Raw genomic sequence first — 24,112 nt, forward strand, 5'->3', positions numbered from 1 at the left:
CCGACGTACCAGCCAGGACAGAAACCGGCCCGCCGCCGGTGTGTAACGCCACCTTGGGGTGAAACGCCGGAGGTCAGGAAGCCAGCGAGATGGCCCTTGGTTGGTGGCACTAGCCTTCGCCGCAGGGATCGGAGTCATCATAGGCATTGCGGCGGGTGGTGACGGCGGCCTCAAGCGGGCCGCCGCCGCCGCGACAAGAACGGTCACGAACACCGCGACCCTTACGCGGCTCACCCCGCGGCGGCAGCTGGAGAGAGCGTTGCCGGCGTCTGACCTGCACCTCGGTTCGCCCTCTCACGGCGGTAGCGCGGGTTCGAGTCCTGTGCCGATATGTCATCGGCTGCCTCGGCTCAGTCGTTCAGAAACGTGGCGGTACTACCGGCCACGGGCATCTGGGGCAGACCGAGTTTGCGGTGGTCCCACGACCTGGTGCGGTCGGCGACGAGTCGGACCGCGACTCGATTGCGCATCATCTCATCGACGGCCGGGCGGAGCTCCTCGGAGTACGGGCCGTTGTACCGCTCCCAGACGCTGATCCCGACGGCCAGGCGGTGATCCGGATCGTCGGTGATCTCGGCCGTCCCCTCGATGGCGACACCGCGCAACTGATCGTAGGTGTAGCCCGCCTCGATGCTCACCGAACAGCGCGCATCCCGCCGCAGGTTGACCGCCTTCTGTGACTTGGCCTTGGTCTCGAACCAGATCTCCCCGTCGGTGACGGCGTACCACATGGCCACCAGATGGATGGTCTCGTGCGGACCGTGAGTGGCCAGGGTTGCCGTTCGACTCGTCGCGACGAACTGCTGCACTTCTTCGGTGGACATCACTATCTGCGCTCGCTGGTTGGTTCCCACCCTCGACTCCTCTCCGTCCCGACTTCCATTGCGTGTTGTCCTCACAGATGACTCATACCGATGTGATCAGACACCGGCGGCCGTCTCAGAGCAACAGGCGCTTGTGGATGGCGTCGGCCGCCGCGAGCAGGTCAGCGGCCCACCGGGCTCCGGGTCGTCGGCCCATCCGATCGACAGGGCCGGACACCGAGATCGCCGCCACCACCTCACCGTCTCGATCGCGGACCGGAGCCGACACACTCGCGACACCGGGCTCACGTTCGCCGACACTCTGCGCCCAGCCGCGTTTGCGGATCTCGAGCAGACTGCGCTCGCTGAACGCGCTGTCGGCCAGCAGCTGCCGCACCGTTGGCGGATCGGCCCACGCGAGTAGCACCTTGGCACCCGATCCGGCGCTCATCGGCAGACGCGAACCCACCGGCACGGTGTCGCGGAGTCCGGTAGGCGGTTCCATCGCTGCCACACAGACTCGTTCGGTCCCCTCGCGTCGGTACAGCTGTACCGATTCGCCGGTGATCTCCCGCAACCGAGGCAAGACCATCACCGCCGCGTCACGCACCGCGTCGTGCACCGATGCGGCCAACTCGTTGAGTGCGGGTCCGGGACACCACATGCCGGCGGCGTCGCGGGTCAGCAACCGGTGGGTCTCCAGGCCCATGGCCAATCGGTGTGCGGTGGCCCGGGGCAGACCGGTGCGTTCACAGAGATCTCCCAGATTGCACGGGCGTTCGGCGGCGGCAGCCAGTACGGCGACCGACTTGTCGAGGACTCCGATTCCGCTGACCGCGGCCGGTGCGGTAGTCTTTCTCACGAGTCGATACTAGACTCCCGAATACTGAGATGCACGCCCGAATGTCCTGGTCCGGCCCGGCCGACACGGGCACCTCGAGAGTGAGTGATGATCATGGTGGATCACGAGACCGACCGACACGAGGACGCCCGGCGAACGCTCGCCGAGAAGGTCTGGTCCGAGCACGTGGTGGTCGAAGGGGGACTGGACGAGGACGGTCAGCGCAATCCCGACCTCATCTACATCGATCTGCACCTCGTCCACGAGGTCACCAGTCCGCAGGCCTTCGACGGCCTCCGGTTGGCGGACCGGCCCGTGCGGCGGCCCGATCTCACCATCGCCACCGAGGATCACAACGTCCCCACCATCGATATCGACAAGCCGATCGCCGATCCGGTCTCGCGCACGCAGGTCGACACCCTGCGAAAGAACTGTGAGGAGTTCGGCATCCGGCTGTACCCGATGGGCGATCTCGACCAGGGCATCGTGCATGTCGTCGGGCCGCAACTGGGACTCACGCAACCGGGTACGACGGTGGTGTGCGGTGACAGCCATACGTCCACCCACGGCGCGTTCGGTGCGTTGGCCATGGGAATCGGAACCTCGGAGGTCGAACACGTCCTCGCCACCCAGACCCTGTCGCTCAAGCGTTTCAAGACCATGGCGATCACCGTGAACGGCGAGCTGCCGCACGGGGTGACCTCCAAGGACCTGATCCTGGCGGTGATCGCAGAGATCGGCACCGGTGGGGGACAGGGGCACGTGCTCGAATACCGGGGTTCGGCCATCGAGAAGCTGTCGATGGAGGCCCGGATGACCATCTGCAACATGTCGATCGAGGCGGGGGCCAGGGCGGGCATGATCGCGCCGGATCAGATCACCTACGACTACCTGCGTGGTCGGCCACACGCCCCGCGGGGGGAGGAGTGGGACACCGCAGTCGCCCACTGGGAGTCGCTGCGCACCGATCCGGGCGCCGAGTTCGACCGCGAGGTGGTGATCGACGCCGCCGATCTGGCCCCGTTCGTGACCTGGGGCACCAATCCGGGACAGGGTTTGCCACTCAGTGCATCTGTTCCGGACCCGGAGCAGATCACCGATGAGTCCGAGGCGATCGCCGCCGCGCGTGCACTGGAGTACATGGACCTGCAGCCGGGTACCCCGCTGCGTGAGATAGGGATCGACACGGTGTTCGTCGGATCGTGCACCAATGGGCGCATCGAGGATCTGCGTACGGTCGCCGACATCCTGCGCGGCCGATCGGTCGCCGACGGCATGCGGATGCTCATCGTTCCCGGCTCGATGCGGGTCCGAGCCCAGGCCGAATCCGAGGGGCTCGGTGACGTCTTCGTCGCGGCGGGGGCGGAATGGCGTCAGGCGGGTTGCTCGATGTGCCTGGGAATGAACCCCGATCAGCTCGCACCCGGCGAGCGGTGCGCCTCCACCTCCAACCGAAACTTCGAGGGCAGGCAGGGCAAGGGTGGTCGCACCCACCTGGTCTCGCCCGCGGTGGCTGCGGCGACGGCGGTCACCGGTCGTCTCGCGGCACCCGCAGACCTCAACTGAGCAGACCTGAATCGATTCGGAGCCCACGACGATGGAACCCTTCACCACGCACACCGGCATCGGTGTCCCGCTGCGGCGCAGCAATGTCGACACCGACCAGATCATCCCCGCGGTCTATTTGAAGCGGGTGACCCGCACCGGCTTTGAGGACGGCCTGTTCTCCGCATGGCGGAACGACCCGGAGTTCATCCTCAACAACGATCCCTGGGACCGTGGGACCGTCCTCGTCGCCGGTCCCGACTTCGGCACCGGGTCGTCGCGTGAGCACGCTGTCTGGGCGCTGATGGATTTCGGTTTCCGGGTCGTCATATCGTCGAGATTCGCCGACATCTTCCGCGGTAACGCCGGAAAATCGGGTCTGCTCGCCGCTCAGGTGGAGCAATCGGATGTCGAATTGATCTGGAAACGCCTCGAGGAACAGCCCGGGGCGGAAGTCACCGTCAGCCTTGAGGATCGAACGGTGACCGTTGCTGACTTGGTGGTGCGCTTTGCAATTGATGACTACACCAGGTGGCGTCTGCTGCGGGGTCTCGACGACATCGCGTTGACATTACAGCAGGTAGAAGCAATTTCGGAGTTCGAGAAGACCCGTCCCACATGGAAGCCCGTGACCACCGAAGTCGGCTGACGTTCTGCCCGAAAATTCTCGTCTACCACCGTCCGCGGGGCATCCCGCACCGCGCCACCAGCGAAAATATTCGGGGTTCTCACCAGATTCGTTGGCGTGGAACGTGGACGTTGGTGCATTTGACGTTTACCGTGTTCCGTAGCTGACCCAGAGTGGGTCCGACAGCTTGCGGAGGTTGAACTCATGAACAAGGCAGAGCTCATTGAAGAGCTGACGAAGAAGTTGGACACCGATCGCCGCACGGCGACCGACGCCGTCGAGCACGTCGTGGACACCATCGTCCGCGCCGTCAACAAGGGCGAGAGCGTCACCATCACCGGTTTCGGTGTGTTCGAGAAGCGCAAGCGCGCGGCCCGTGTCGCCCGCAATCCGCGGACCGGTGAGACCGTCAAGGTGCGTCCCACGTCGGTGCCCGCCTTCCGTCCGGGCGCACAGTTCAAAGCCGTTGTGGCAGGCAAGCAGAAGCTCAGCGCCACCGGCCCGGCCGTGAAGCGTGGTAGCGGCACCGCCACCACTGCTGCCAAGAAGGCCGCAGCGAAGAAGACCACGGCGGCCAAGAAGACCACGGCGGCCAAGAAGGCGACTCCGGTGAAGAAGGCCACCACCGCCGCAAAGAAGACCACCGCGGCCGCCAAGAAGACCACGCCGGTGAAGAAGGCCACCACCGCCGCGAAGAAGACCACCGCGGCCGCCAAGAAGACCACGCCGGCCAAGAAGACCACGGCCGCCAAGAAGACCACCGCCAAGAAGGCGACTCCGGCCAAGAAGACCGCAGCCAAGAAGACTCCGGCGAAGCGCACCGCCCGTCGCTGACGACACCAACGACAAACCCCCGCGGCCCTTCCCTCCGCGGGGGTTTGTCGTATTGGGAGGTCGTCGAAGCGGACCCGCGCTGTCAGTCCATCCGTATGGGGAGTGGACTGTCCTGGTGGTCGGCATGGACCAAGACGCCGCCGGTGAAGGACAACACCCACATGCTCGCCTTGCGGTTGTCGGCCGGCGGTAGCTGCAACCCCGCCTCGTCGGCGATGCGCGACATCAGTGACGGGATCACCTTGCCCTGGCTGCACACGACGTGGATTCCGGTCTCGCCGATGATCTGGGAGATGCGCCGCCGCGCCGCTTTCGGGTCGTCGCGGTAGGCCTCTTCGGACAGCGTCGGTTCCGGCTGGACCTCCAGCGCTGCCTCCACCGCGGTGGGCGCAAGGGTCTGTTCGCACCGTATCCGCTCCGCGGCGTGCAGGGCGGTCGGACCGAACGGCAGCAGCTGACCGACCAGTGCCTCGGCCTGCGCACGGCCGGTCTTGTCCAATGGCCGCAGCCGATCGTCACCCTTGTACTGGGACTTGCGGCCCGCCTGGGCGTGGCGCACCACGATCATGGTGTGCAGATCGGCAGGTAGAGCGGCGAACTCGTCGACCACGGTCACATCGAGTCGATAACTCAACTTCTTGCGAGCGTCAGCGATCGAGAACCAGGCGAGTTCGTCCACCTCTTCGTTGGGTGCGAAGTCACCGCCGACGGATCGAGCCGACCAGTACTCGACATGCTTGTGAGTGTGATTGTTCGTCTCGTAGGACACCGAGGTCAGATGCCTGCCGATGCGGACCTGTTGTCCGGTCTCCTCACCGATCTCGCGCACCGCCGTTGCCAACAGGGTCTCGCCGCGTTCGGTCTTCCCCTTGGGCAGCGACCAGTCGTCGTAACGCGGGCGATGCACCAGACCGACCTCCACGACACCGGAGGATCCGGTGCGCCACAGCACACCACCGGCGGCGTAGCTCCTCTTGCTCACCGGTCGGCGGAACTCTCGAGGCGGTTACGGTGTCGACGCATCATCTGTCGTTGATGATCGCGGACGTCCTCACCCTCCGCGGGGGAAGCGGCCCACCGACCGTCGGACCCCAGGATCCAGCACCGCGTCCTGGGGTCGAGCGCGGAGGCGAACATGTCCTCGAGCTCACGGGTGAGGCGTTCGTCCTTCACCTGCAGCATGACCTCGATCCGGCGGTCGAGGTTGCGGTGCATCATGTCGGCGCTTCCGATCCAGTACTCGTCCTGGGCACCGAAATAGAGGATGCGCGAGTGCTCCAGGAACTCGCCGAGGATCGAACGGACGGTGATCGTCTCGCTCATGCCCTCGACGCCCGGTCGCAGCGCGCAGATGCCACGGACGACGATGTCGACGGGAACGCTCGCCTGTGAGGCGCGGTAGAGCGCGTCGATGACCTGTTCGTCGACAAGTGCGTTGGCCTTCAATCGAATCCGTGCTCTCGAATCGCCGGCGAGATGCCGGTCCATCTCGGTGTTGATGCGCTGGACGATGCCCGCGCGGATGCCCTGTGGAGCGACCAGGATGTTGCGGTACCGGTACTTGCGTGAGTAACCGGTCAGCGTGTTGAACAGGTCGGTGAGATCGGCCCCCACGTCGGGGTCCGCGGTCAGCAGACCCACGTCCTCGTACAGCCGTGCGGTCTTGGGGTTGTAGTTGCCGGTCCCGATGTGGCAGTAGCGTCGGATGGTCGATCCCTCACGACGGACCACCAGACACGTCTTGCAGTGGGTCTTGAGTCCCACCAGGCCGTACACCACATGCACACCGGCCTGCTCGAGCTGCCGCGCCCACTTGATGTTCGCCTGCTCGTCGAAACGTGCCTTGATCTCCACCAGCGCGACCACCTGCTTACCCGAGTCGGCGGCGTCGATCAGTGCGTTGACGATCGGACTGTCTCCGGACGTCCGGTAGAGGGTCTGCTTGATGGCCAGCACCTGGGGGTCGGCCGCGGCCTGCTCGATGAATCGCTGCACGCTCGTGGAGAAGGAGTCGTAGGGATGGTGCACCAGCACATCGCCTTCCCGCAGCGTCGCGAAGACACTCTTCGGTGTCTCACGTTCGCCGAAGGCGGGGTGGGTCGCTGGTACGAAGGGTCGGTCCTTCAGCTGTGGACGGTCCAGACCGTGAATCTCGAACAGTGCCGACAGGTCGAGCAGGCCGGGGACCTCGATCACGTCGGCGGGATCGACGTCGAGTTCGCGGAGCAGCAACTCGAGCATGTGCTCGCTCATGTCGTCGGCGACCTCGAGCCGCACCGGCGAACCGAAGCGCCTACGGGCCAGTTCGCGTTCGAGGGCCTGGAGCAGATCCTCGTCGCGATCCTCCTCCACCTCGAAGTCCGCGTTCCTGGTGATCCGGAAGACGTGGTGCTCGACGATCTCCAAACCGGGGAACAGGTGTTCCAGGTTGGCCGCGATGAGTCGCTCCAACGGCAGCAGCGTGGTGCGCTGCGGTTCGTCGTCGTCGTCGGTCGACTTCCTGGGCATCAGCTTGTCGACGGGGACGAATCGGCTGACGTTGTCGGGCACCTTCACCCGGGCGAAATGCTCGCCGGTGCCCTCGGCATCGCGCACGGTCACAGCCAGATTCAGGCTGAGCCCGCTGATGTAGGGGAAAGGGTGTGCCGGATCGACGGCGAGCGGGGTGAGGACCGGGAAGACGTCTTCGTGGAAGTAATCGACCATCCGCTCACGTTGCGGCTCGGTGAGCTCGTCCCACGACACGACGTCGATCCCGTTGGCGGCCAACTCCGGTCGCACGGAATCCATGAACACAAGCGCGTGGCGCTCGGCGAGGGTCTGGGTACGCCGCGCGATCCGCGACAACTGCTCGCGGGGTGACAACCCGTCGGCGGAGCGCACGGACAAACCCATCTCGTCGCGGCGCTTCAGTCCGGCGACCCGGACCATGAAGAACTCGTCGAGATTGGACGCGAAGATCGCCAAGAACTTGGCTCGCTCCAACAGAGGCATCGAGGTGTCCTCGGCCAGGGCGAGAACGCGTGCGTTGAAGTCCAGCCAGCTCAGTTCGCGGTTCAGGTATCGGTCCGGGCGGAGTTCGGTGACCACCTCGTCCGGCACCGGTGTCGCCGCTGGTGGGGCCGCGGGCAGTGACTGGATGTCGATCCTGCCGCCGTCATCGGCCCGATCCTCGGCGCGTGCGGTGTCGGAGGCGGAGCTGTCTGCGGAAGTCACCCACTCATCATGGACCATCGGCCCGGCTGCGCGCGTCAGGCCGCGGGATCGACGGAGTTCTCGGCACGGGGCGGTCAACCCGTCTGCGACAGCGCTCCGCTCGCGTGCAGCTCGGCGATCACCGCGCGGGTGTGATCCCCGGTACCGAGATGAGCGGCGACGGCCAGGTCTTCGAGGGTGTCGACGTCGGTTCGCAGATCCGGCCACGGTGGGTGGCCGCGCAGTGTCGAGAGGTCGGTCGCACCCTGTGCGACGTGCCTGCGGGCGGAACCGGATCCGAAGCGCGGTGGCCTGTCCGTCAACTCACCCGCGCGGTCCACCACGAGCAGCGTGGTGCCGGAACCGTCGCGATCGGTGATGATGGCCCGTGCGGTGCCGATCGCGAGATCGGCCGCCGTGGCGAGATGGTCCGCCCGCGCGGCGGGCAGATCGGCCTGCACCAACATCACCCGAGGGTCTTCCCAGGCGTGTGCGGCCACCGTGGACCCGGCGACGAAGGCGCGGTTCAGCTGCGCATGTCCGCGAGTGCTCGCACCTGGCGTCGCCGACTCGGCGAGCACCCGGGCGCCCGATTCCTCGGCCGCGGCGAGGACACGCGGGTCAGGGCTGACGACCACGACGCCCGCCGCCCCGGATCGGTGCAGGACGGCGACGGTGTCTCGCATCATCGCCAGCACCAGTCGCGCGCGGATCCCCGTCGACAACTGTTCGGCGAGTCGGGTCTTGGCCAGGGCCAGGTCCTTCACGGCCAACACCCCGACCAATGGGCGGCCCGTCCTGTCGGACCGGGTGGTCCGCTCGCGAGGTGTCGTGCTCTGCGGGGGTCGCATCCCTCCATCATGGTCGACGCTGTCGACCCGACCGAGGGTGCGTGTCCATCGGGACGCGTATCGCGGAGTCCGGCCGACGGTTCGAGATCAGCGTTTAGGGTGAGATGAGTCGCAGCGGGCGTCGACGGTGGAACCCGTCGCATCGACGCTCGCGGTGAAGGAGAGGAGCGGCGTGAAAACGGTCGTGATGGGTGCGGGGTCGTGGGGGACGGCCGTGGCGAAGGTCTTCGTCGAAGCGGGGACGGACACGAGGATATGGGCCCGCCGTCCGGAGCTGGCCGAGACGATCAATCGCGACCACGTCAATCCCGACTATCTCCCGGACATCGAGCTGCCGGCCGAACTGCACGCGGTCAGCGAGCCGTCCGAGGCGCTCGACGGGGCGGAACTCGTGGTCGCCGGGGTGCCGTCGCAATCGCTGCGCAGCAATCTCACCCGGTGGCGCGAACACATCCCCTCCGACGCGACGGTGATCTCATTGGCCAAGGGTGTGGAGAGCGACACCCTGCTGCGCATGAGCGAGGTCATCGCCGACGCCGCCGGCATCGATCCCGATCGGATCGGCGTGCTGTCGGGTCCCAATCTCGCACGCGAGGTCGCGGCCGGACAGCCCGCGGCGACGGTCATCGGCTTCGGAGACGAGGAACGCGCACGGCGAGTTCAAGATGCATGCACGACAGGATATTTCCGCCCGTACACGAATACCGACGTGGTGGGTTGCGAGATCGGTGGCGCGGCCAAGAACGTGATCGCGTTGGCATGCGGGATCGCTTCCGGCGCCGGACTGGGGGAGAACACCCTGGCCGCCATCATCACCCGCGGCCTGGCCGAGACCACGCGTCTGGGCATCGCCCTCGGTGCCCGGCCGGAGACGTTGGCGGGGTTGGCGGGAGTGGGTGACCTGGTCGCGACCTGCTCCTCCCCGTTGTCGCGGAACCGTTCCTTCGGCGCACGCCTGGGTGAGGGGTGTTCGTTGGACGAGGCGCAGGCGGCCACCAACGGCCAGGTCGCCGAAGGGGTCAAGTCGTGTACCTCGGTGCGCGCGCTGGCGATCAAGGCCGGTGTCGAGATGCCGCTGACGGACGCGGTGCATCAGGTGTGTCACGAGGGATTGTCGGTGGGTGACGCAATCAGTTCGTTGCTGGGTCGCAGCACCAGGGCCGAGTGAGACTCAGCCCGTGGGTGCGGTCGCGGACGCCTGCTGACCGCCGACGTCGACTCCCGTGCTCGCCAGCGTCGAGGCGATCGCGGCCGAGACGGCGGTGATGGGTCCGTTGCCGGCTCCCGCAGGGAGTGCCAGCGCGACGTAGGGACGCCGATCGACAGCGAACCACGGTGTCCGGGTCCCCTGGTCGGCGGAGAACCACTGGACCGGCGACACCTCCAGCAGCGCCGAGGTGGGGCCGAGACCGGACGGCCGAGCGACCCCGCATCGCAACTGCACCGGACTGGAGTCGCCGGTGGCGGGCCAGCTGACGATGTCACCGTCGATGGTGGCGCGTTCGCCGAACCCGTCCAGGGTTCGCGGCAGCGCCCTCGTCAGTCGCGCGCAGTCCGGACTCGACGAATCGGGGGCGGGCACGGATTGCAGCGACACCGAGGTCGACGACGCGTGTTGGTGCGACTTCACCACCGCGAACGTGATGAAGCCGACGATCACCATGACCGGGATCGCCACGATGGAGGCGATGGTCGCGGGTCGCAGTCCGGCCCTGCGCTCCGCCGACGGGGGCTCCGCGGATCGCGGTTCGGTCGAACTGGACTCCGGCGGGTGTTCGTCCGCGCTCACGGGTATTGACGGTGGGTTGTCATCGTGTCGCGCTGACCACCGGGCAGGTAAGGGTACGGGTGATGCCGTCGACCTTCTGAATCTGCGGCACAACGTGTTCGGTGAGTTGACCGGCGTCCGCGGCGTCGACACGCACGATGACGTCGTAGGGTCCGCTCACCTCCTCGGAGGAGGCGACTCCGGTGATCTCGGCGATGGTGGCGGCGGCGAGGGCTGCGCGACCGACCTCGGTCTGGATCAGAATGAATGCCTGGACCACGGCCATCCTCTCGTCGTCACCCGCGGGGCTGCCCGGGCGCACACGCGGGGAGCGTGCGCGAATGCGAATACACTGGCACAGATTGTCGCCGACGACCCGACGGCCGCGCCAACCGCCTCCCCGGAGACGCCCGGAACCGTCGTCGCAGCTCCGCGGCGAGCAGATCCCGGCGGGTCCTGGTGGCCGGTCGTGGAGGCTGCGGTACGGATCGAGGTTGACACCCAGGCATGCAGCGGATGCGACGACCGAGGGCGGTATGACGGACAGCGAGACGACCACGAACAGCAGGACGGCAGATGTCGGGTCGAAGGGTCGATCGGCTGCCTGGACCCTGGAGGGCCCGCTGGTCCGTGATCTGTCGGAGCGGGTGCTGGTGAACGACCTGATCGCGATCTCCAACGACCGGGCAGGCGGGTTGCGGTCCGCGGTCGACGTGGTCATCGGCCCGGGTGACGACGCAGCGGTGCTGCGCAGCAAGGGTCCGGTGGTCGTCAGCACGGACACCGTCGTCGAGGGCCGGCATTTTCGGCGGGAGTGGAGTGCGCCCGCGGAGGTGGGTGCCCGCGCCGCGGTTCAGGCGATCGCCGACATCGCGGCGATGGGCGGTGCCCCCACCGGGGTGGTGGTGGCCTTGGGGTGCCCGCCGGACACCCCGGCTGCTGTGGTCCGGTCGCTGATGACCGGGCTGGCCGGTGCGGCAGCCGGGTTCGGTGCGCCGGTGGTCGGGGGGGACCTGGTCGCGACCACGCAGGTGGTGGTGACGGTCACCGTGATCGGGGACACCGCCGGGCATTCGCCGGTCCGGCTCGACGGTGCGACGGTCGGTGATGTCGTCGCGGTCAGCGGACCGCTGGGCGGTTCCGCAGCGGGACTGGAGTTGCTCGGCCGTGGTGAGCACGAGCCGTCGGCACTGGTGGCGGCGCACAGGGTGCCCACGCCGCGATGGGCACCTGCCCCGCGTGTGCACTGGCCATCGATGGTTCCCACCGCGATGACCGACGTCTCCGACGGCCTGTGGTCGGAGCTGCGAACGATGGCAACCGCGTCCTCGGTGGCGATCCGGGTGGACCCCGAGCGCATCCCGCAGCCGCCGCAACTCGACGAGGTGGCCCGACGTTGCGGGGTGGACGTCGCGACCTGGGTTCTCGAGGGTGGTGAGGATCACGAGTTGATGGCCACTTTCACAGGGTCGGTACCTGCGGGTTGGTCGGTGATCGGTGAGGTGGTCGACGAAGAACCGGGTGACGTGGTGGTCACCGACGATCCGACGGGGCACCACGGCTGGGAGAGCTTCTGACGTGTCGACGCACACCGTGGCCTTCGACGACGGTCACGGGTTCCCCGTTACATTGGCGGGATGGCGATATATGCGCTCGGCGACCGGGAGCCGGAACTCGGTGCCGATGTCTACGTTCACCCGGATGCGGTGGTCATCGGCTCGGTGATCCTGGCCGACGGTGTGTCGGTGTGGCCGGGGGCGGTTCTGCGCGGTGACTACGGAACGATCACCGTCGGCGCCCGCACCAACATCCAGGACGGAACGGTGGTGCACTGCACCATGATCGATGCAACGGTCATCGGTGCCGGCTGCGTGGTCGGGCACAACGCCCATATCGAAGGTGCCACGATCGGAGACCACACCCTGATCGCGTCGGGATCTGTGGTGCTCAACGGATCCCGCATCGGATCGGGTGCGATCGTGGGTGCCGGGGCGGTGGTGCCGTTCGGCTTCGAGGTACCCGAACGCGCGATGGCCCTGGGCGTGCCCGCGAAGATCCGGGCCGGATACGAGGTGCCGAACGGCCACCTCGATCTAAACGTGGACCTCTACGCGGCCAACGCCGCACACTACCGCGACAACCTCCGGCGGTTGGACGCATGACCATGGCCGACGATGGCGGTGAGAAGAGGGCGAAGGCGAAAGATAGCGGTGCACAGCCGCTTTCGGAGCTGATAGATCCCGGTTGGGCCGAGGTGCTGGCGCCGGTGGCCGAGACGGTCGCCGACCTCGGCCGCTTCCTGCGGGCCGAGGTGGCCGCGGGCCGCCGGTATCTGCCGGCGGGTCGAAACGTGCTGAGAGCGTTCAGTACCCCGTTCCACTCCGTTCGGGTACTGATCGTCGGTCAGGACCCTTACCCCACGCCGGGGCACGCCGTCGGTTTGAGCTTCTCGGTGGATCCGTCGGTGTCGCCGGTTCCACGATCGCTCGCCAACATCTTCACCGAATACGGCTCCGATCTGGATCTGCCCCGGCCGGCCACCGGTGACCTGTCGCCGTGGACCGAGCGCGGCGTGTTGTTGCTGAACAGGGTGCTCACGGTCGCTCCGGGGACGCCGGCCTCGCACCGCGGAAAGGGTTGGGAGGCGGTCACGGAGTGCGCCATCAAGGCCCTGGCCGACCGAGACGAACCACTGGTCGCGATCCTGTGGGGCCGCGATGCTGCAGGTCTGTGTCGGTGGATGCCCGACGTACCGACCATCACCTCGGCTCACCCGTCTCCGCTCTCGGCGAGCCGCGGGTTCTTCGGATCGCGGCCGTTCTCGCGGGCGAATCTGGCCCTGGAGGAACTCGGTGCCGATCCGATCGACTGGCGGCTGCCGTGACCATGCTCGTCGTCCGACGTCACCGCTGAGCGCACGACGCCTCTCCTCCCGTGAGGCTGGTGACTCAGATCCAATCCGACAGGTCGACATCGGAGCGGCCACCGACGCCGAACTGGCTCAGTGTGGTCAGGGTCGTGGTCACCGCATCGTCGCCCGCGACACGTCGCCATCGGGCCAACTCGTCGCAGAACGCGTCTGCCGACAGTGCGAGTAGTCGACGGCCGGCGGTCGTGATGGTCAGCGTCCGCTCACGCCGGTCACTCGTGTTGGTCTCGCGTGTGATCAATCCCATCGCTTCCAAGGAGTGCGCGGTCTTGGTCGCAGCCTGCTTGGTCACGCCCAACCGTTCGCCCAATTGAACGCTGGTGCATCCTGCGCCGATCGCCTGCAGGGCGAATTCGTGCTGGGCGCGAATACCGGGGAACCCCGCGTCGGCGAGGCTTTCGTGTACGGCGTCGACCAGTCCGCGGAATGCACGCATGAGCAGGAACGGTGCGATGACATCGCTGTTCGGACTCACGACGACAGCGTAACCGAAGAAGACAACTACATTGACGATATATGGTCAACTCAGTTGTCCATTATCGGAAGGTTCGACCATGCCCCATGTGTCACAGCGAGAAGCGCGTGCGTATTCGATGCACGGCGTCACGTTCACTTCCTTCGCCTCGAGCAGCACCGGCGCCGCTTCGCTGGCCGCGTGGCGAGCCGACTTCCCGCCCCGTACGGCGGGAGAGCAGCACACGATGTCACACGAGGAGGTTCTCTTCGTCCTCAGTGGACACCTCGATGTGCAGCTCGATGACGAGCACTTCGTCGCCGCGGCCGGGGATGCCGTTCTGGTGCCGGCGGACGTCACGTTTCGCGTCGGCAACAGCGCGGACGAACCCGCGCAGATCTGGGCCACGACCGGACTCGGGATGACGGCCTCGGTCGTCGGCGATGACGTGCGTCTCGCGCCGCCCTGGGCGCAGTAGGCCACGGATCACCGCACGTGCGGTGTGACGTCGCGCCCGTTCAGCGGTGTGCGGCGAAGTCGGGGCGCCGCTTCTCGGCGAAGGCGTCGATGCCCTCGATTCCCTCCGGCGTACCGGACAGCCGCGAGATGGAGTCGGCTTCGGCGTCGAGGTGGTCGAGCAATCTGGCACCGGGGGATCGGTCGAGCAGATCACGAGCCGCGCGTAGTCCCTGACGTGGGCCTGCGGCGATGTCGAGGGCCATGGTCTCGGCCACCGACCGGACCTCGTCGTCGCCGACCAATGCGCCGAGCAGTCCCCAGGCGTACGCGTCGTCACCGGTGATGACGGCGTTGGTCAGCAGGATTCGGCGCGCCCGGGCCGAGCCGACGATCCGGGGCAACGTCCAGGTCAGCCCACCGTCGGGGGACAGACCGATGCCGGAGTAGGCGGGTCGGAAACGGGTTGCGGGGCCGCCCACCGCGATGTCGCAGTGGGTGACGATGCTCAACCCGGCCCCCGCGGCCCACCCGGTGACCGCGGCGACCACCGGCAGGTGAGCGTCGCGCAACGCGGCGATGAACCCATGGAATTCGTCGGCGACACCGCGGATGAAGGCCGGGCGGTTCGGCGCAGCAGCGAACACCCTCACGTCGCCGCCGGCACAGAAGTTCTGTCCGGCACCGGTCAACAGCACCGCACCGACGTCGAGGTCGCCGGCCACGGCACGACGAAGAGCGACGGCGCCATGATGCATGGCGTCGCCGCTCAAGGGGTTTCCGGGGGCGTCGGTGGATACCGCGATACGCAGCACCCCGTCGACCGGTGCGATCACCGAGACGTCGCGGCCACCGTCGGACAGCGTCGTGTCAGGGCTCACCCTGACACGGTAACGGGCGTCTCAGCCGCGGGTGACCTTGCCTGCCTTGAGGCAGGAGGTGCACACGTTGACCCGCTTGTGGTTCCCGCCCGGGACGTGCGTGCGCACGGCCTGGATGTTCGGGTTCCATCGGCGGTTGGTACGCCGGTGCGAGTGCGAGACCGACTTGCCAAAGCCGGGCCCCTTGCCGCAAACGTCGCAAACGGCAGCCATCGTCGAACTCCTCGATCGTTGAGAACATTGTCCTGTGGGCCCGCGGCGCTCGGACGGACGTCGGAACACGTCTCCCACCGCAAGGCAACCCTGCAAGGATAGCGGCCGCCGGCGTCGCGGCCAAATGCGGCGGCGTCCCTGGGCCTGCGTCCGTCGTCGCGAAGCGGTGTCCGGCGCCCGCACTAGTCTGGCCTCGACCCCGCCCGCCGCTTCGGGCCGGGTGGCGACGAGGAGGTGCGCGGGATGACCGATCGGTCGCGCGGTGCCGTCGATCCGTTGTTGCTGCGCGACTGGACGCGCGCCTCGGTGGCAGCGCTCGAACGGTCTCGCGGCGAGATCAACGACCTGAACGTCTTCCCGATCCCCGACTCCGACACCGGCAGCAACATGCTCCACACCATGAAGGCCGCATCCGCCGCCGTCGACGAGTTGGGTCCGGACGCCACCACCCCCGAACTCGCCAGGGCCATGGCCGACGGCGCGGTCACCGGTGCGCGTGGCAACTCGGGCATCATCCTGTCGCAGGTTCTGGTCGGGGTGGCCGATGCAGCCGAACTGCACCTACCCGACCGCGCGCCCGGAGCCGACAGTGATCCGGCCGAGGCAGCCGATGCGCTGAACACCCTTCTGGTGACCGGACTGCAGCTCGCATCGTTGGCCGCGCGGCGCGCGGTCAGCGATCCGCGGGACGGCACCGTGCTGACGCTGTTGGCCGCGTCGGCCCGCGCCGCCGCCGACCATGCGGACGCGACACCCGCCGATCTCGCCCGCGCGATCGCCGACACCTGCGCCGAGGATCTGGACCGGACCACCGAACAGTTGCCGGAACTGGCCCGAGCCGGGGTGGTGGACGCGGGCGGACGCGGACTGCTCGCCATCCTCGACGCGTTGGTGGAGGTGCTGACCGGGGTCTCGGTCCGGCGACGGCAGTATCGCGGGTCGCTGGCGGGCGGAGGCGATCCGATCGGACACCGGATCGGGGAGATCTGCGACGGGGGCGAGGGCAGCGACTTCGAGGTGATGTACCTGCTCGACGGTGCGCAGGCCGAGCAGATCGGTGCGCTGCGCGACGCGCTGTCCGATCTCGGCGACGCGGTGGTGATCGTCGGCGACAGCTCCGGTGGCCCCGACGAACGGTTCTCGGTGCACGTGCACACCGACGACCCCGGCGCCGCCGTGGAGGCGGGACTGCGGCTGGGTCATCTGTCGGACATCCGGATCACCTGTTTCCTGTTGGACGCGCACCGGTCCAGCGATGCGCCCGACGAGCCGCCACCGCGGCATCGCCGTGCGGTGGTGGCGGTGGTGAAAGGAGAACAGGCCGCGGAGCTGTTCGCATCGGAGGGTGCGTATGTGGTCCGCGCCGACGACGGGCTCGACGTCTCCGCCCTGTCCGAGGCGATCGTCGCGGTGGACAGCGCACATGTGATCGCCATGGTCAACGGTGCGCTACCCGCCCAGGACCTCATCAGCGTGGCCGCCGAGGCGCGGTCACCGCGGCGGACGGTGGTGTTCCTGCCCACGCTGTCGATGGCGCAGTGTCTGGCCGCGATGGCCGTGCACGACATCTCGGCCAACCCCGATGCGGACGCCTACGCGATGGCCGAGTCGGCGGCGTCGACGCGATGGGGTTCGGTTGCGGTGGCCACCGAGCCGATGATCACCCTGGCGGGTACCTGCGCGGTCGGCGACCGGATCGGTCTGATCGGCGAGGACGTGTTGGTCATCGACCCCGAGACCGCCACGGCGACCATCGGACTCGTCGATCTCATGCTCGGCACCGGTGGTGAGCTGGTGACCGTACTGGCGGGTGCGGAGTTGCACCAGCAGGTCCTCGACGACCTCGACACACACATACGCGGCACTTATCCGGGTGTGGAGCTCGCGGTGTTCCCGGCCGGGCAGACCGATCAGCTGCTGCAGGTGGGAGTCGAGTAGATGGTTGCACTGTCGGATTCGCTCGCCGCGTATCTGGTACCCGGGACGGTCGAGTTGCTCGCCGACGAGATCGGAGTCCACACCGTCGGCGAGCTGATCCGCCATCAACCGAGTCGGTACGTCCAACGCGGCGCGTTGTCGGCCGAGAAGCAGCTCGCCGACGGCGATTACGTCACCGTCGTGGCCCGGATCGTGAAGGCGGACATGATCCCGATGCGCAAGCGCAAGGGTCACATGCTGCGCATCCGTGCCACCGACGACGTGAACACCTTCGACGCCACCTTCTTCCACCCGTACGCGATCGCGCGTGCCCTGACCCCCGGTACCCGCGCGATGCTCGCGGGGAAGCTGTCCACGTACCGCGGGAATGTGCAGCTGACCCACCCGGACTGGATGGTGATCCCCGAGCACAGCGACCAGATGCAGATCGGCGGATCGATCGGCTCGGCGATGTTCCGCACCGGCGGGGTCAGCGATTCCGGCGCCGGGCTGGTGTTGTCGGACTTCGAGAAGCCGTTCCTGCCGGTGTACCCGGCCACCGCCAAACTGCAGACCTGGGACATCTGGGCGTGTATCAAGGGTGTCCTCGACCAGGTGCCGCCGCTGCCCGATGCGCTCACCGAGACCGAACGTCAACGGTACGGCTACATCACCGGTGACGACGCGGTCCGCCTGATGCACTCGCCGCGCACCGCCGAGGACATCGACGCAGCGCGGGAACGACTGAAGTTCGACGAGGCCCTGGCGCTGCAGTTGGCGCTGGCCCAACGCAGACATCTCGACGCCGGACAGACGGGGCCGCGATGCCCGCGGGTATCGGGTGGATTGGAAGACCGCGTACTGCAACGGCTCCCGTTCGCCCTGACCGACGGGCAACAACGAGTGCTCGACGAGATCACCGGGTCGCTGGACACCGGCGAGCCGATGAGTCGACTGCTGCAGGGTGAGGTCGGTTCGGGTAAGACGCTCGTCGCCGTGCTCGGGATGCTGAGGATGGTCGACAACGGTTATCAGTGTGCGTTGCTGGCGCCGACGGAAGTGCTCGCCGCGCAGCATCTGCGCACCCTGCGCAGCCTGTTGGGTGGGCTGGGGCGCGCAGGCACCCTGGATGCCGAGGAGGGTGCGACGGCGATCGCGTTGATCACCGGGTCGCTCAAGACGGCGGCGAAGAAATCGGCCCTGCTCGACGCGATGACCGGTCAGGCGGGCATCGTCGTGGGCACCCATGCCCTGCTGCAGGACAACGTCGACTTCTTCAACCTCGGCCTCATCGTCGTCGACGAACAGCACCGCTTCGGCGTGGAACAGCGAGATATCCTGCGGCACAAGAGTCGCGGTGAGACGACCCCGCACGTACTGGTGATGACCGCGACACCCATCCCGCGTACGGTGGCGATGACCGTGTACGGCGACCTGCAGACCTCCACCCTGCGTGAGCTACCCGCCGGGCGTCAGCCCATCTCCACCACCGTGGTGCCCAGCGCCAAACCGGTGTGGGTGCAACGGGTGTGGAGCCGAATCGCCGAGGAGATCGAACAGGGCAGGCAGGCGTACGTGGTCTGTTCGCGGATCGGTGACGACGGTACCGCCGCCGGCGCCGCCTCGGAGGAGAAGGCGGCCGCCGCGGATGGTCCGCCGACCACCTCGGCGGTGGAGATGTTCGACCAACTGGCCGGGGGCGAACTCGGCCGCTTCCGGATCGGGTTGCTCCACGGGCGACTACCCGCGGACGAGAAGACAGCGGTGATGGATGCCTTCGGAGCCGGTGAGATCGACGTGCTGGTGGCGACCACCGTGGTCGAGGTGGGTGTGGACGTACCCAACGCGACGGCCATGGTCATCGTCGACGCCGAACGATTCGGGGTGTCGCAACTGCATCAGCTCCGCGGTCGGGTCGGTCGCGGCGGCTGGCCCGGCCTGTGTCTGCTGATGACCACCGTGTCGCAGAGTTCGCAGTCGATGGAACGGTTACGGGCCGTCGAGGCGTCCAATGACGGGTTCGAGTTGTCGATGGTCGATCTCGAACAGCGCAGGGAGGGGGATGTGCTCGGTGCGTTGCAGGCCGGTAGTGGATCGACCCTGCGGTTGTTGTCGCTGCTCTCCGACGGCGACCTCATCGCCGAGGCCAGGGTGCTCGCCGACGAGGTGGTCACCGACGACCTCACCCTGCTGCAACACCCGGCCATGGCCGATCTGGTCGACTCCGTCCTCGGGCCGCATCGCATCCGGTACCTCGACAAGTCCTGACCTCGGTGGGGGTGGTGCGTGGTGACCGCGGCGCAGGCGCTGCGTCGACTGCGCCGACGCCTCCGGCACACCCGCGGCGCACGGTGGCTGCTGCACGAATACGCGATGCTGCCCAGCCGGTGGTGGCTGGTGACGTGCGTGTTCACCGTCAGCGCCGTACTGGTCGCGATCGGCGTCGTCGGCGACCGGCGACCATCCGCGTCCCGGGTGGATCCCGCGGTGGTGCGGGTGATCACCGAGGCCCTGGGCAGGGTGTCCACGACGCCGGTGCGGGTGAAACGGGTCGGATACGTCCGATCGGCTTTCGGCACCGCTTGGACCGACTCCACCGACGCCGCCTGGGGTCGCAACGGTTGTGACACAAGGGACGACATCCTCCGGCGCGACCTGCGTGACATCACCACCGCCGCGACCGACGACTGTCCGACCGCCGTTGCCACCGGCGAGTTCACCAGCCCGTACACCGGTGACTGGATCTCCTTCCGCCGCGGAGCAGGGACCGGTACGGCCGTACAGATCGATCACATCGTTCCCCTGGCCTACGCCTGGGACATGGGTGCGGGCGACTGGTCCGAGGCCACCCGCACCCGCTTCGCCAACGACCCGGCCAACCTCGTCGCGGTCGACGGCCGGTCGAATCAGGACAAGAGCGACCAGCAACCGGCGCTCTGGATGCCTGCCCGGCGGGGTTTCCACTGTCAGTACGCGGTGCAGTTCGTGCTGATGGTCGACACCTACGGACTCCGGCTCGACCTCCCGACCACGCGGACGCTGCGGCAGGCGTTGGGTCGGTGTTGAGGGCCACCGCTGCATCGGTCCGCACCGAGGCGAGCGATACCATCGCAGGAGGACACTCACCGACTTCTCGAGGACTCATGAGCGCACCCACCACCGACGAACTCGGTTCGGACGAGGCAACGGCCACGGACGCCGCCGACCGCGGCGTGGCCGAGACCGTGCTCGCGCAGGCCCGCGCCGCACGGATCGCGAGCCGTCGCCTCGCCCGACTACGGACCGCGGACAAGAACGCCGTCCTGCGTGCCGCGGCGGATGCCGTCGAGGCGCAGACCGGATCGGTCCTGGCCGCCAACGCCGAGGACATCGCCCGCGCCGAGACCGATGGCACGCCGGGGAGTCTGCTCGATCGGTTGCGCCTCACCGGCGATCGGGTACGCGGAATCGCCGACGGGCTGCGTCAGGTCGCCGGCCTGCCGGATCCCATCGGCGAGGTGCTACAGGGTCGGACCCTGCTGAACGGGTTGTCGTTGCGGCAGGTGCGGGTACCCCTCGGGGTAGTCGGGATCGTCTACGAGGCCCGCCCCAACGTGACCGTCGACGCCTTCGGAATCGGTTTCAAGTCGGGCAATGCGGTGCTGCTGCGCGGATCGTCATCGGCGGCCCGGTCCAACGCCGAACTGGTGCGGATCCTGCGCGACGCGCTCGCGGCGCACGGCGTGGACCCGAACGCGGTGGCCCTGGTGCCCAGCCACGACCGGTCCAGCGTCACCCATCTGATCCAGGCCCGCGGGCTCGTCGACGTGGTCATCCCGCGCGGTGGGGCCGGGCTCATCGACGCCGTGGTCCGCAATGCGCTCGTCCCCACGCTGGAGACCGGCACCGGCAACTGCCACGTCTACGTGCACTCAGCCGCCGACCTGGACATGGCGACGGACATCGTCGTCAACGCCAAGACCCGCAGACCCAGCGTCTGCAACGCCGCGGAGACGGTCCTGGTCGACCGTACGATCGCCGATCTCGCGGTGCCCGCCCTCACCTCGGCGTTGCAGGCGCACGGCGTGATCATCCACGGCGACGAGCCCGCGATGGTGCCCGCCACCGAGGCCGACTGGGCCGAGGAGTACCTGAGCCTGGACATCGCGATGAAGGTGGTCGACGGCCTCGACGCGGCCGTGGAGCACATCGAGCGGTACGGCACCGGACACACCGAGGCCATCGTGACCGGTGACCTCGCCGCCGCCGACGAGTTCACCGCCCGGGTGGACGCCGCCGCGGTGATGGTGAACGCATCCACCGCGTTCACCGATGGCGAACAGTTCGGCTTCGGCGCCGAGATCGGCATCTCCACCCAGAAATTGCACGCCCGCGGCCCGATGGGACTGCCCGAGCTGACCTCGACCAAATGGCTGGCGTGGGGTCACGGACAGGTTCGTCCCGCATGACCGAGGTGCGCAGGACCAACCCGACCACCACGATCGTCCCGCTGTTCACCGGCGTCGACGACGTCCGCACCCGCTTGGCGCAGACCGGGTATCTCGCCGATGCCGCCACCGCCACCGCGGTGTTCCTCGCCGACCGGCTGGGAAAACCCCTGCTGGTGGAGGGTCCCGCCGGGGTCGGCAAGACCGAACTAGCCCGCGCCATCGCCGCCTGCGCCGACGCCGAGATGGTGCGACTCCAGTGCTACGAGGGGATCGACGAGGCCCGCGCCCTCTACGAGTGGAACCACGCCAAGCAGATCCTGGCCATCCAGGCCTCCGGACCGCGGGGATGGGAGGTCGCCAAGGCCGACATCTTCACCGACGAGTTCCTGCTGCCGCGGCCGTTGCTCACCGCGATCTCGCGGGCCGAGGAGACCGTGCTGCTGGTCGACGAGATCGACAAGGCCGACGTGGACGTCGAGGGTCTGCTGCTCGAGGTGCTCAGCGACTTCGCGGTCACCATCCCGGAGATGGGGACGGTCACCGCGGTGCGCAGGCCGATCGTCCTGCTCACCTCCAACGCCACCCGCGAACTGTCCGAGGCGCTGAAACGCCGGTGCCTCTACCTCTACATCGACTTCCCGGACGCCACCCGGGAGCGGGAGATCCTGGCCACGCGCGTCCCCGGACTGCCGGACGCGATCGCCCGTGAACTGGTGCGCGTCGTCGGGGTGTTGCGCGATCTCGACATCCGCAAGAAGCCGTCGGTCGCCGAGACCATCGACTGGGCGCACACCGTCCTCGCTCTGGGCGTGGGGGAGCGGCCGGGTACCGGGTTGGACGACGAGTTCATCGCCCGCACTCTCGGTGTGGTCCTGAAACATCGTCCCGATCTCGCGACCGCGGTCAAGGAACTGAAACTGGAGCGATGACCGTCCCGTCCGGCACCGACGACCGGTCGGCGGCGTTCGTCGACCACCTCACCGGATTCGTCGACGAACTACGACGGCGAGGTATCGACGTCGGGCCGTCGGAGTTGATCGACGCCGGCCGCGCCACCGAGGTGCTCGGTCTGGGTGATCGCAGCGACTTTCGCGAGGGATTGGCCTGCACACTGCTCGACGACGTCAACCACCGCACCGTGTTCGACGCGGTCTTCGACCTCTGGTTCCCGGCGGGAGCCCGCGCCGCCGCGGACGTCGCCGACACCCCGCGCGACGCCGAAGGGGCGGTCGACATCGAGGCGGTACGAGAACGATTGGCCGAGCTGCTCGCCGACGACGATGCCGCGGGTGACGGCAGGCTGGCCGCGTCGGTGTCACTGATCGTCGACGAACTCGGCAGCTATCAGTCCACCCGTGGCCAGGCGTTCTCGACCTATCAGGCGCTGTCACGGATCAACCCACAGACGCTGATCGCCAGGATCGCCGCCGCCATGGCCGCCGGGTCGGGTGGGGACGGCACGGACGCGCGGTACCGCCGGGCCGCGGCCGGTCGAGTGGCGGGGTTGCGTGCCGATGTCGAGGCCGAGACGCGTCGTCGGATGGCCGAGACCCGCGGTCGCGATCAGGTGGCCGAGTATGCGGTACCCGCACTCCCGGAGAACATCCGTTTCCTGTCGGCCGGGGCGAGGGAACAGGCCGAGCTGCGCCGCACCGTCGCCCCGCTGGCCCGCCTGCTGGCCTCGAAGATGGAGATCCGGCGTCGCCGCTCGCATCGCGGGGCGGTGGACGTCCGGCGCACCCTGCGGGCGTCGATGACCACCGGCGGTGTCCCCATCGACCTGATCCGCCGCAAGCCCCGACCCGGCAGGCCCGATCTGGTGGTGCTCTGTGATGTGTCCGGCTCGGTGTCGGGGTTCTCACAGTTCACGCTGCAGCTCGTGTACGCGCTGCGTCAGCAGTTCGCCAAGGTGCGGGTGTTCGCGTTCGTCGACACCGTCGACGAGGTGACCGACTACTTCGACCAGAGCGCGGGCAACGACGACTTCGGTGCCTCGATGGCCGCGATGCTGCATCGGGCTCGACTGATCACCCGCGACGGCCACTCCGACTACGGACACGCGCTGCAGGGGTTCGCCGACGACCACCTCGACGCCTTGAGTCGCCGGGGGGCGCTGCTCATCCTCGGTGACGCCCGCAACAACTACCACGACCCGCGGTTCGCGGCCCTCACCCGACTGGTCGACCGATCCCGGCACGCCTACTGGCTCAACCCCGAGGAGGCGCGGTTGTGGGACAGCGGGGACTCGATCGCCGAACAGTATGCGCAGATCATCACCATGTTCGAGGCACGCAATGCGGCGCAGCTCGGGCGGGTCATCGCCGACCTGCTGCCGGTGTGACCCTACGAACGCCCGTCGTGTCGGCC

Annotated in this window: 24 protein-coding genes; 14 read left to right on the forward strand and 10 right to left on the reverse strand. The window is 67.9% G+C overall.

Annotated features, from left to right (window positions below; translation table 11 throughout):
• Positions 1–350: 350 nt before the first annotated feature.
• The gene (locus BW971_RS12295) at positions 351–854 is read right to left on the reverse strand and encodes a pyridoxamine 5'-phosphate oxidase family protein (protein WP_076479985.1); all 504 of its coding nucleotides are present in this window, start codon (positions 852–854) and stop codon (positions 351–353) included.
• Between the two features lie 85 nt (positions 855–939).
• A complete protein-coding gene (locus BW971_RS12300) occupies positions 940–1,665 on the reverse strand; it encodes an IclR family transcriptional regulator (RefSeq protein WP_076479987.1) in 726 nt (241 codons plus the stop codon).
• Positions 1,666–1,758: 93 nt separating this feature from the next.
• On the opposite strand from BW971_RS12300, the gene leuC reads away from it, so the two are divergent.
• The 3 genes from leuC (at position 1,759) to BW971_RS12315 (ending at position 4,651) form a co-directional block, all read left to right on the forward strand.
• The gene (leuC, locus tag BW971_RS12305) at positions 1,759–3,210 is read left to right on the forward strand and encodes a 3-isopropylmalate dehydratase large subunit (RefSeq protein ID WP_076480253.1); all 1,452 of its coding nucleotides are present in this window, start codon (positions 1,759–1,761) and stop codon (positions 3,208–3,210) included.
• Positions 3,211–3,241: 31 nt separating this feature from the next.
• The gene (gene leuD / locus BW971_RS12310) at positions 3,242–3,838 is read left to right on the forward strand and encodes a 3-isopropylmalate dehydratase small subunit (protein WP_076479989.1); all 597 of its coding nucleotides are present in this window, start codon (positions 3,242–3,244) and stop codon (positions 3,836–3,838) included.
• Positions 3,839–4,021: 183 nt separating this feature from the next.
• Positions 4,022–4,651 (forward strand): HU family DNA-binding protein, encoded by a 630-nt coding sequence (locus BW971_RS12315; RefSeq protein WP_076479990.1) that lies wholly within the window; start codon positions 4,022–4,024, stop codon positions 4,649–4,651.
• An 82-nt stretch (positions 4,652–4,733) separates the two neighbouring features.
• Here the strand turns inward: BW971_RS12315 and BW971_RS12320 are convergent, their stop codons facing one another.
• The 3 genes from BW971_RS12320 to cofC are packed head-to-tail and all read right to left on the reverse strand — an operon-like array spanning position 4,734 to position 8,697.
• Positions 4,734–5,633 (reverse strand): NUDIX hydrolase, encoded by a 900-nt coding sequence (locus tag BW971_RS12320; RefSeq protein WP_076479992.1) that lies wholly within the window; start codon positions 5,631–5,633, stop codon positions 4,734–4,736.
• Positions 5,630–7,885, reverse strand: a complete 2,256-nt coding sequence (locus BW971_RS12325) for an RNA degradosome polyphosphate kinase (protein WP_083709872.1) — start codon at positions 7,883–7,885, stop codon at positions 5,630–5,632. Before BW971_RS12325 ends, BW971_RS12320 begins: the two co-directional genes overlap by 4 nt.
• Positions 7,886–7,941: 56 nt before the next feature.
• Positions 7,942–8,697 carry a 2-phospho-L-lactate guanylyltransferase gene (gene cofC, locus BW971_RS12330; RefSeq protein WP_083709874.1) on the reverse strand — a complete coding sequence of 252 codons (756 nt, stop codon included), beginning with the start codon at positions 8,695–8,697 and terminating at the stop codon, positions 7,942–7,944.
• A gap of 172 nt (positions 8,698–8,869) precedes the next feature.
• Between cofC and BW971_RS12335 the strand changes: the two genes are divergently transcribed.
• A complete protein-coding gene (locus BW971_RS12335) occupies positions 8,870–9,865 on the forward strand; it encodes an NAD(P)H-dependent glycerol-3-phosphate dehydrogenase (protein WP_076480256.1) in 996 nt (331 codons plus the stop codon).
• A gap of 3 nt (positions 9,866–9,868) precedes the next feature.
• Here the strand turns inward: BW971_RS12335 and BW971_RS12340 are convergent, their stop codons facing one another.
• Complete coding sequence (locus BW971_RS12340; RefSeq protein ID WP_076479996.1) at positions 9,869–10,486, reverse strand: DUF3515 domain-containing protein; 618 nt, start codon at positions 10,484–10,486, stop codon at positions 9,869–9,871.
• 19 nt (positions 10,487–10,505) lie between these two features.
• Positions 10,506–10,751, reverse strand: a complete 246-nt coding sequence (locus BW971_RS12345; protein ID WP_076479998.1) for an Lrp/AsnC family transcriptional regulator — start codon at positions 10,749–10,751, stop codon at positions 10,506–10,508.
• A gap of 250 nt (positions 10,752–11,001) precedes the next feature.
• On the opposite strand from BW971_RS12345, the gene BW971_RS12350 reads away from it, so the two are divergent.
• From BW971_RS12350 to BW971_RS12360, 3 genes are read left to right on the forward strand one after another with little or no spacing between them, the layout of a single operon-like run.
• Positions 11,002–12,042, forward strand: coding sequence for a thiamine-phosphate kinase (locus BW971_RS12350; RefSeq protein WP_076480000.1), 1,041 nt, complete (start codon positions 11,002–11,004; stop codon positions 12,040–12,042).
• Between the two features lie 60 nt (positions 12,043–12,102).
• The gene (locus BW971_RS12355; RefSeq protein WP_076480001.1) at positions 12,103–12,627 is read left to right on the forward strand and encodes a gamma carbonic anhydrase family protein; all 525 of its coding nucleotides are present in this window, start codon (positions 12,103–12,105) and stop codon (positions 12,625–12,627) included.
• 2 nt (positions 12,628–12,629) lie between these two features.
• Entirely contained in the window at positions 12,630–13,349 is a 720-nt protein-coding gene (locus BW971_RS12360) for a uracil-DNA glycosylase (protein ID WP_076480257.1), read from the forward strand.
• A gap of 64 nt (positions 13,350–13,413) precedes the next feature.
• Here BW971_RS12360 and BW971_RS12365 read toward each other — a convergent pair whose 3' ends face one another.
• The gene (locus BW971_RS12365) at positions 13,414–13,869 is read right to left on the reverse strand and encodes a MarR family winged helix-turn-helix transcriptional regulator (protein ID WP_076480003.1); all 456 of its coding nucleotides are present in this window, start codon (positions 13,867–13,869) and stop codon (positions 13,414–13,416) included.
• Positions 13,870–13,948: 79 nt separating this feature from the next.
• On the opposite strand from BW971_RS12365, the gene BW971_RS12370 reads away from it, so the two are divergent.
• On the forward strand, positions 13,949–14,326 hold the full coding sequence (locus BW971_RS12370) for a cupin domain-containing protein (RefSeq protein ID WP_076480006.1): 378 nt from the start codon (positions 13,949–13,951) through the stop codon (positions 14,324–14,326).
• A gap of 40 nt (positions 14,327–14,366) precedes the next feature.
• Here BW971_RS12370 and BW971_RS12375 read toward each other — a convergent pair whose 3' ends face one another.
• The gene (locus BW971_RS12375; protein ID WP_076480008.1) at positions 14,367–15,185 is read right to left on the reverse strand and encodes an enoyl-CoA hydratase/isomerase family protein; all 819 of its coding nucleotides are present in this window, start codon (positions 15,183–15,185) and stop codon (positions 14,367–14,369) included.
• 21 nt (positions 15,186–15,206) lie between these two features.
• On the reverse strand, positions 15,207–15,398 hold the full coding sequence (gene rpmB / locus BW971_RS12380) for a 50S ribosomal protein L28 (RefSeq protein WP_076480009.1): 192 nt from the start codon (positions 15,396–15,398) through the stop codon (positions 15,207–15,209).
• Between the two features lie 243 nt (positions 15,399–15,641).
• Between rpmB and BW971_RS12385 the strand changes: the two genes are divergently transcribed.
• The 6 genes from BW971_RS12385 to BW971_RS12410 all read left to right on the forward strand — a co-directional run bounded on the left by BW971_RS12385 (position 15,642) and on the right by BW971_RS12410 (position 24,086).
• Complete coding sequence (locus tag BW971_RS12385; protein WP_076480010.1) at positions 15,642–17,336, forward strand: DAK2 domain-containing protein; 1,695 nt, start codon at positions 15,642–15,644, stop codon at positions 17,334–17,336.
• Positions 17,337–19,583 carry an ATP-dependent DNA helicase RecG gene (gene recG, locus BW971_RS12390; RefSeq protein ID WP_076480011.1) on the forward strand — a complete coding sequence of 749 codons (2,247 nt, stop codon included), beginning with the start codon at positions 17,337–17,339 and terminating at the stop codon, positions 19,581–19,583.
• Positions 19,584–19,688: 105 nt separating this feature from the next.
• Positions 19,689–20,381 carry an HNH endonuclease family protein gene (locus tag BW971_RS12395; RefSeq protein ID WP_083709936.1) on the forward strand — a complete coding sequence of 231 codons (693 nt, stop codon included), beginning with the start codon at positions 19,689–19,691 and terminating at the stop codon, positions 20,379–20,381.
• A gap of 77 nt (positions 20,382–20,458) precedes the next feature.
• Positions 20,459–21,763, forward strand: coding sequence for a glutamate-5-semialdehyde dehydrogenase (locus BW971_RS12400; protein ID WP_076480014.1), 1,305 nt, complete (start codon positions 20,459–20,461; stop codon positions 21,761–21,763).
• Positions 21,760–22,674, forward strand: a complete 915-nt coding sequence (locus tag BW971_RS12405) for an AAA family ATPase (RefSeq protein WP_234974387.1) — start codon at positions 21,760–21,762, stop codon at positions 22,672–22,674. Before BW971_RS12400 ends, BW971_RS12405 begins: the two co-directional genes overlap by 4 nt.
• On the forward strand, positions 22,671–24,086 hold the full coding sequence (locus BW971_RS12410) for a vWA domain-containing protein (protein WP_076480019.1): 1,416 nt from the start codon (positions 22,671–22,673) through the stop codon (positions 24,084–24,086). The genes BW971_RS12405 and BW971_RS12410 overlap by 4 nt, the downstream gene beginning before the upstream one ends.
• The last annotated feature ends 26 nt before the right edge of the window (positions 24,087–24,112 follow it).

It is taken from the genome of Williamsia sterculiae (assembly GCF_900156495.1).
Classification (GTDB): Bacteria; Actinomycetota; Actinomycetes; order Mycobacteriales; family Mycobacteriaceae; genus Williamsia_B; species Williamsia_B sterculiae.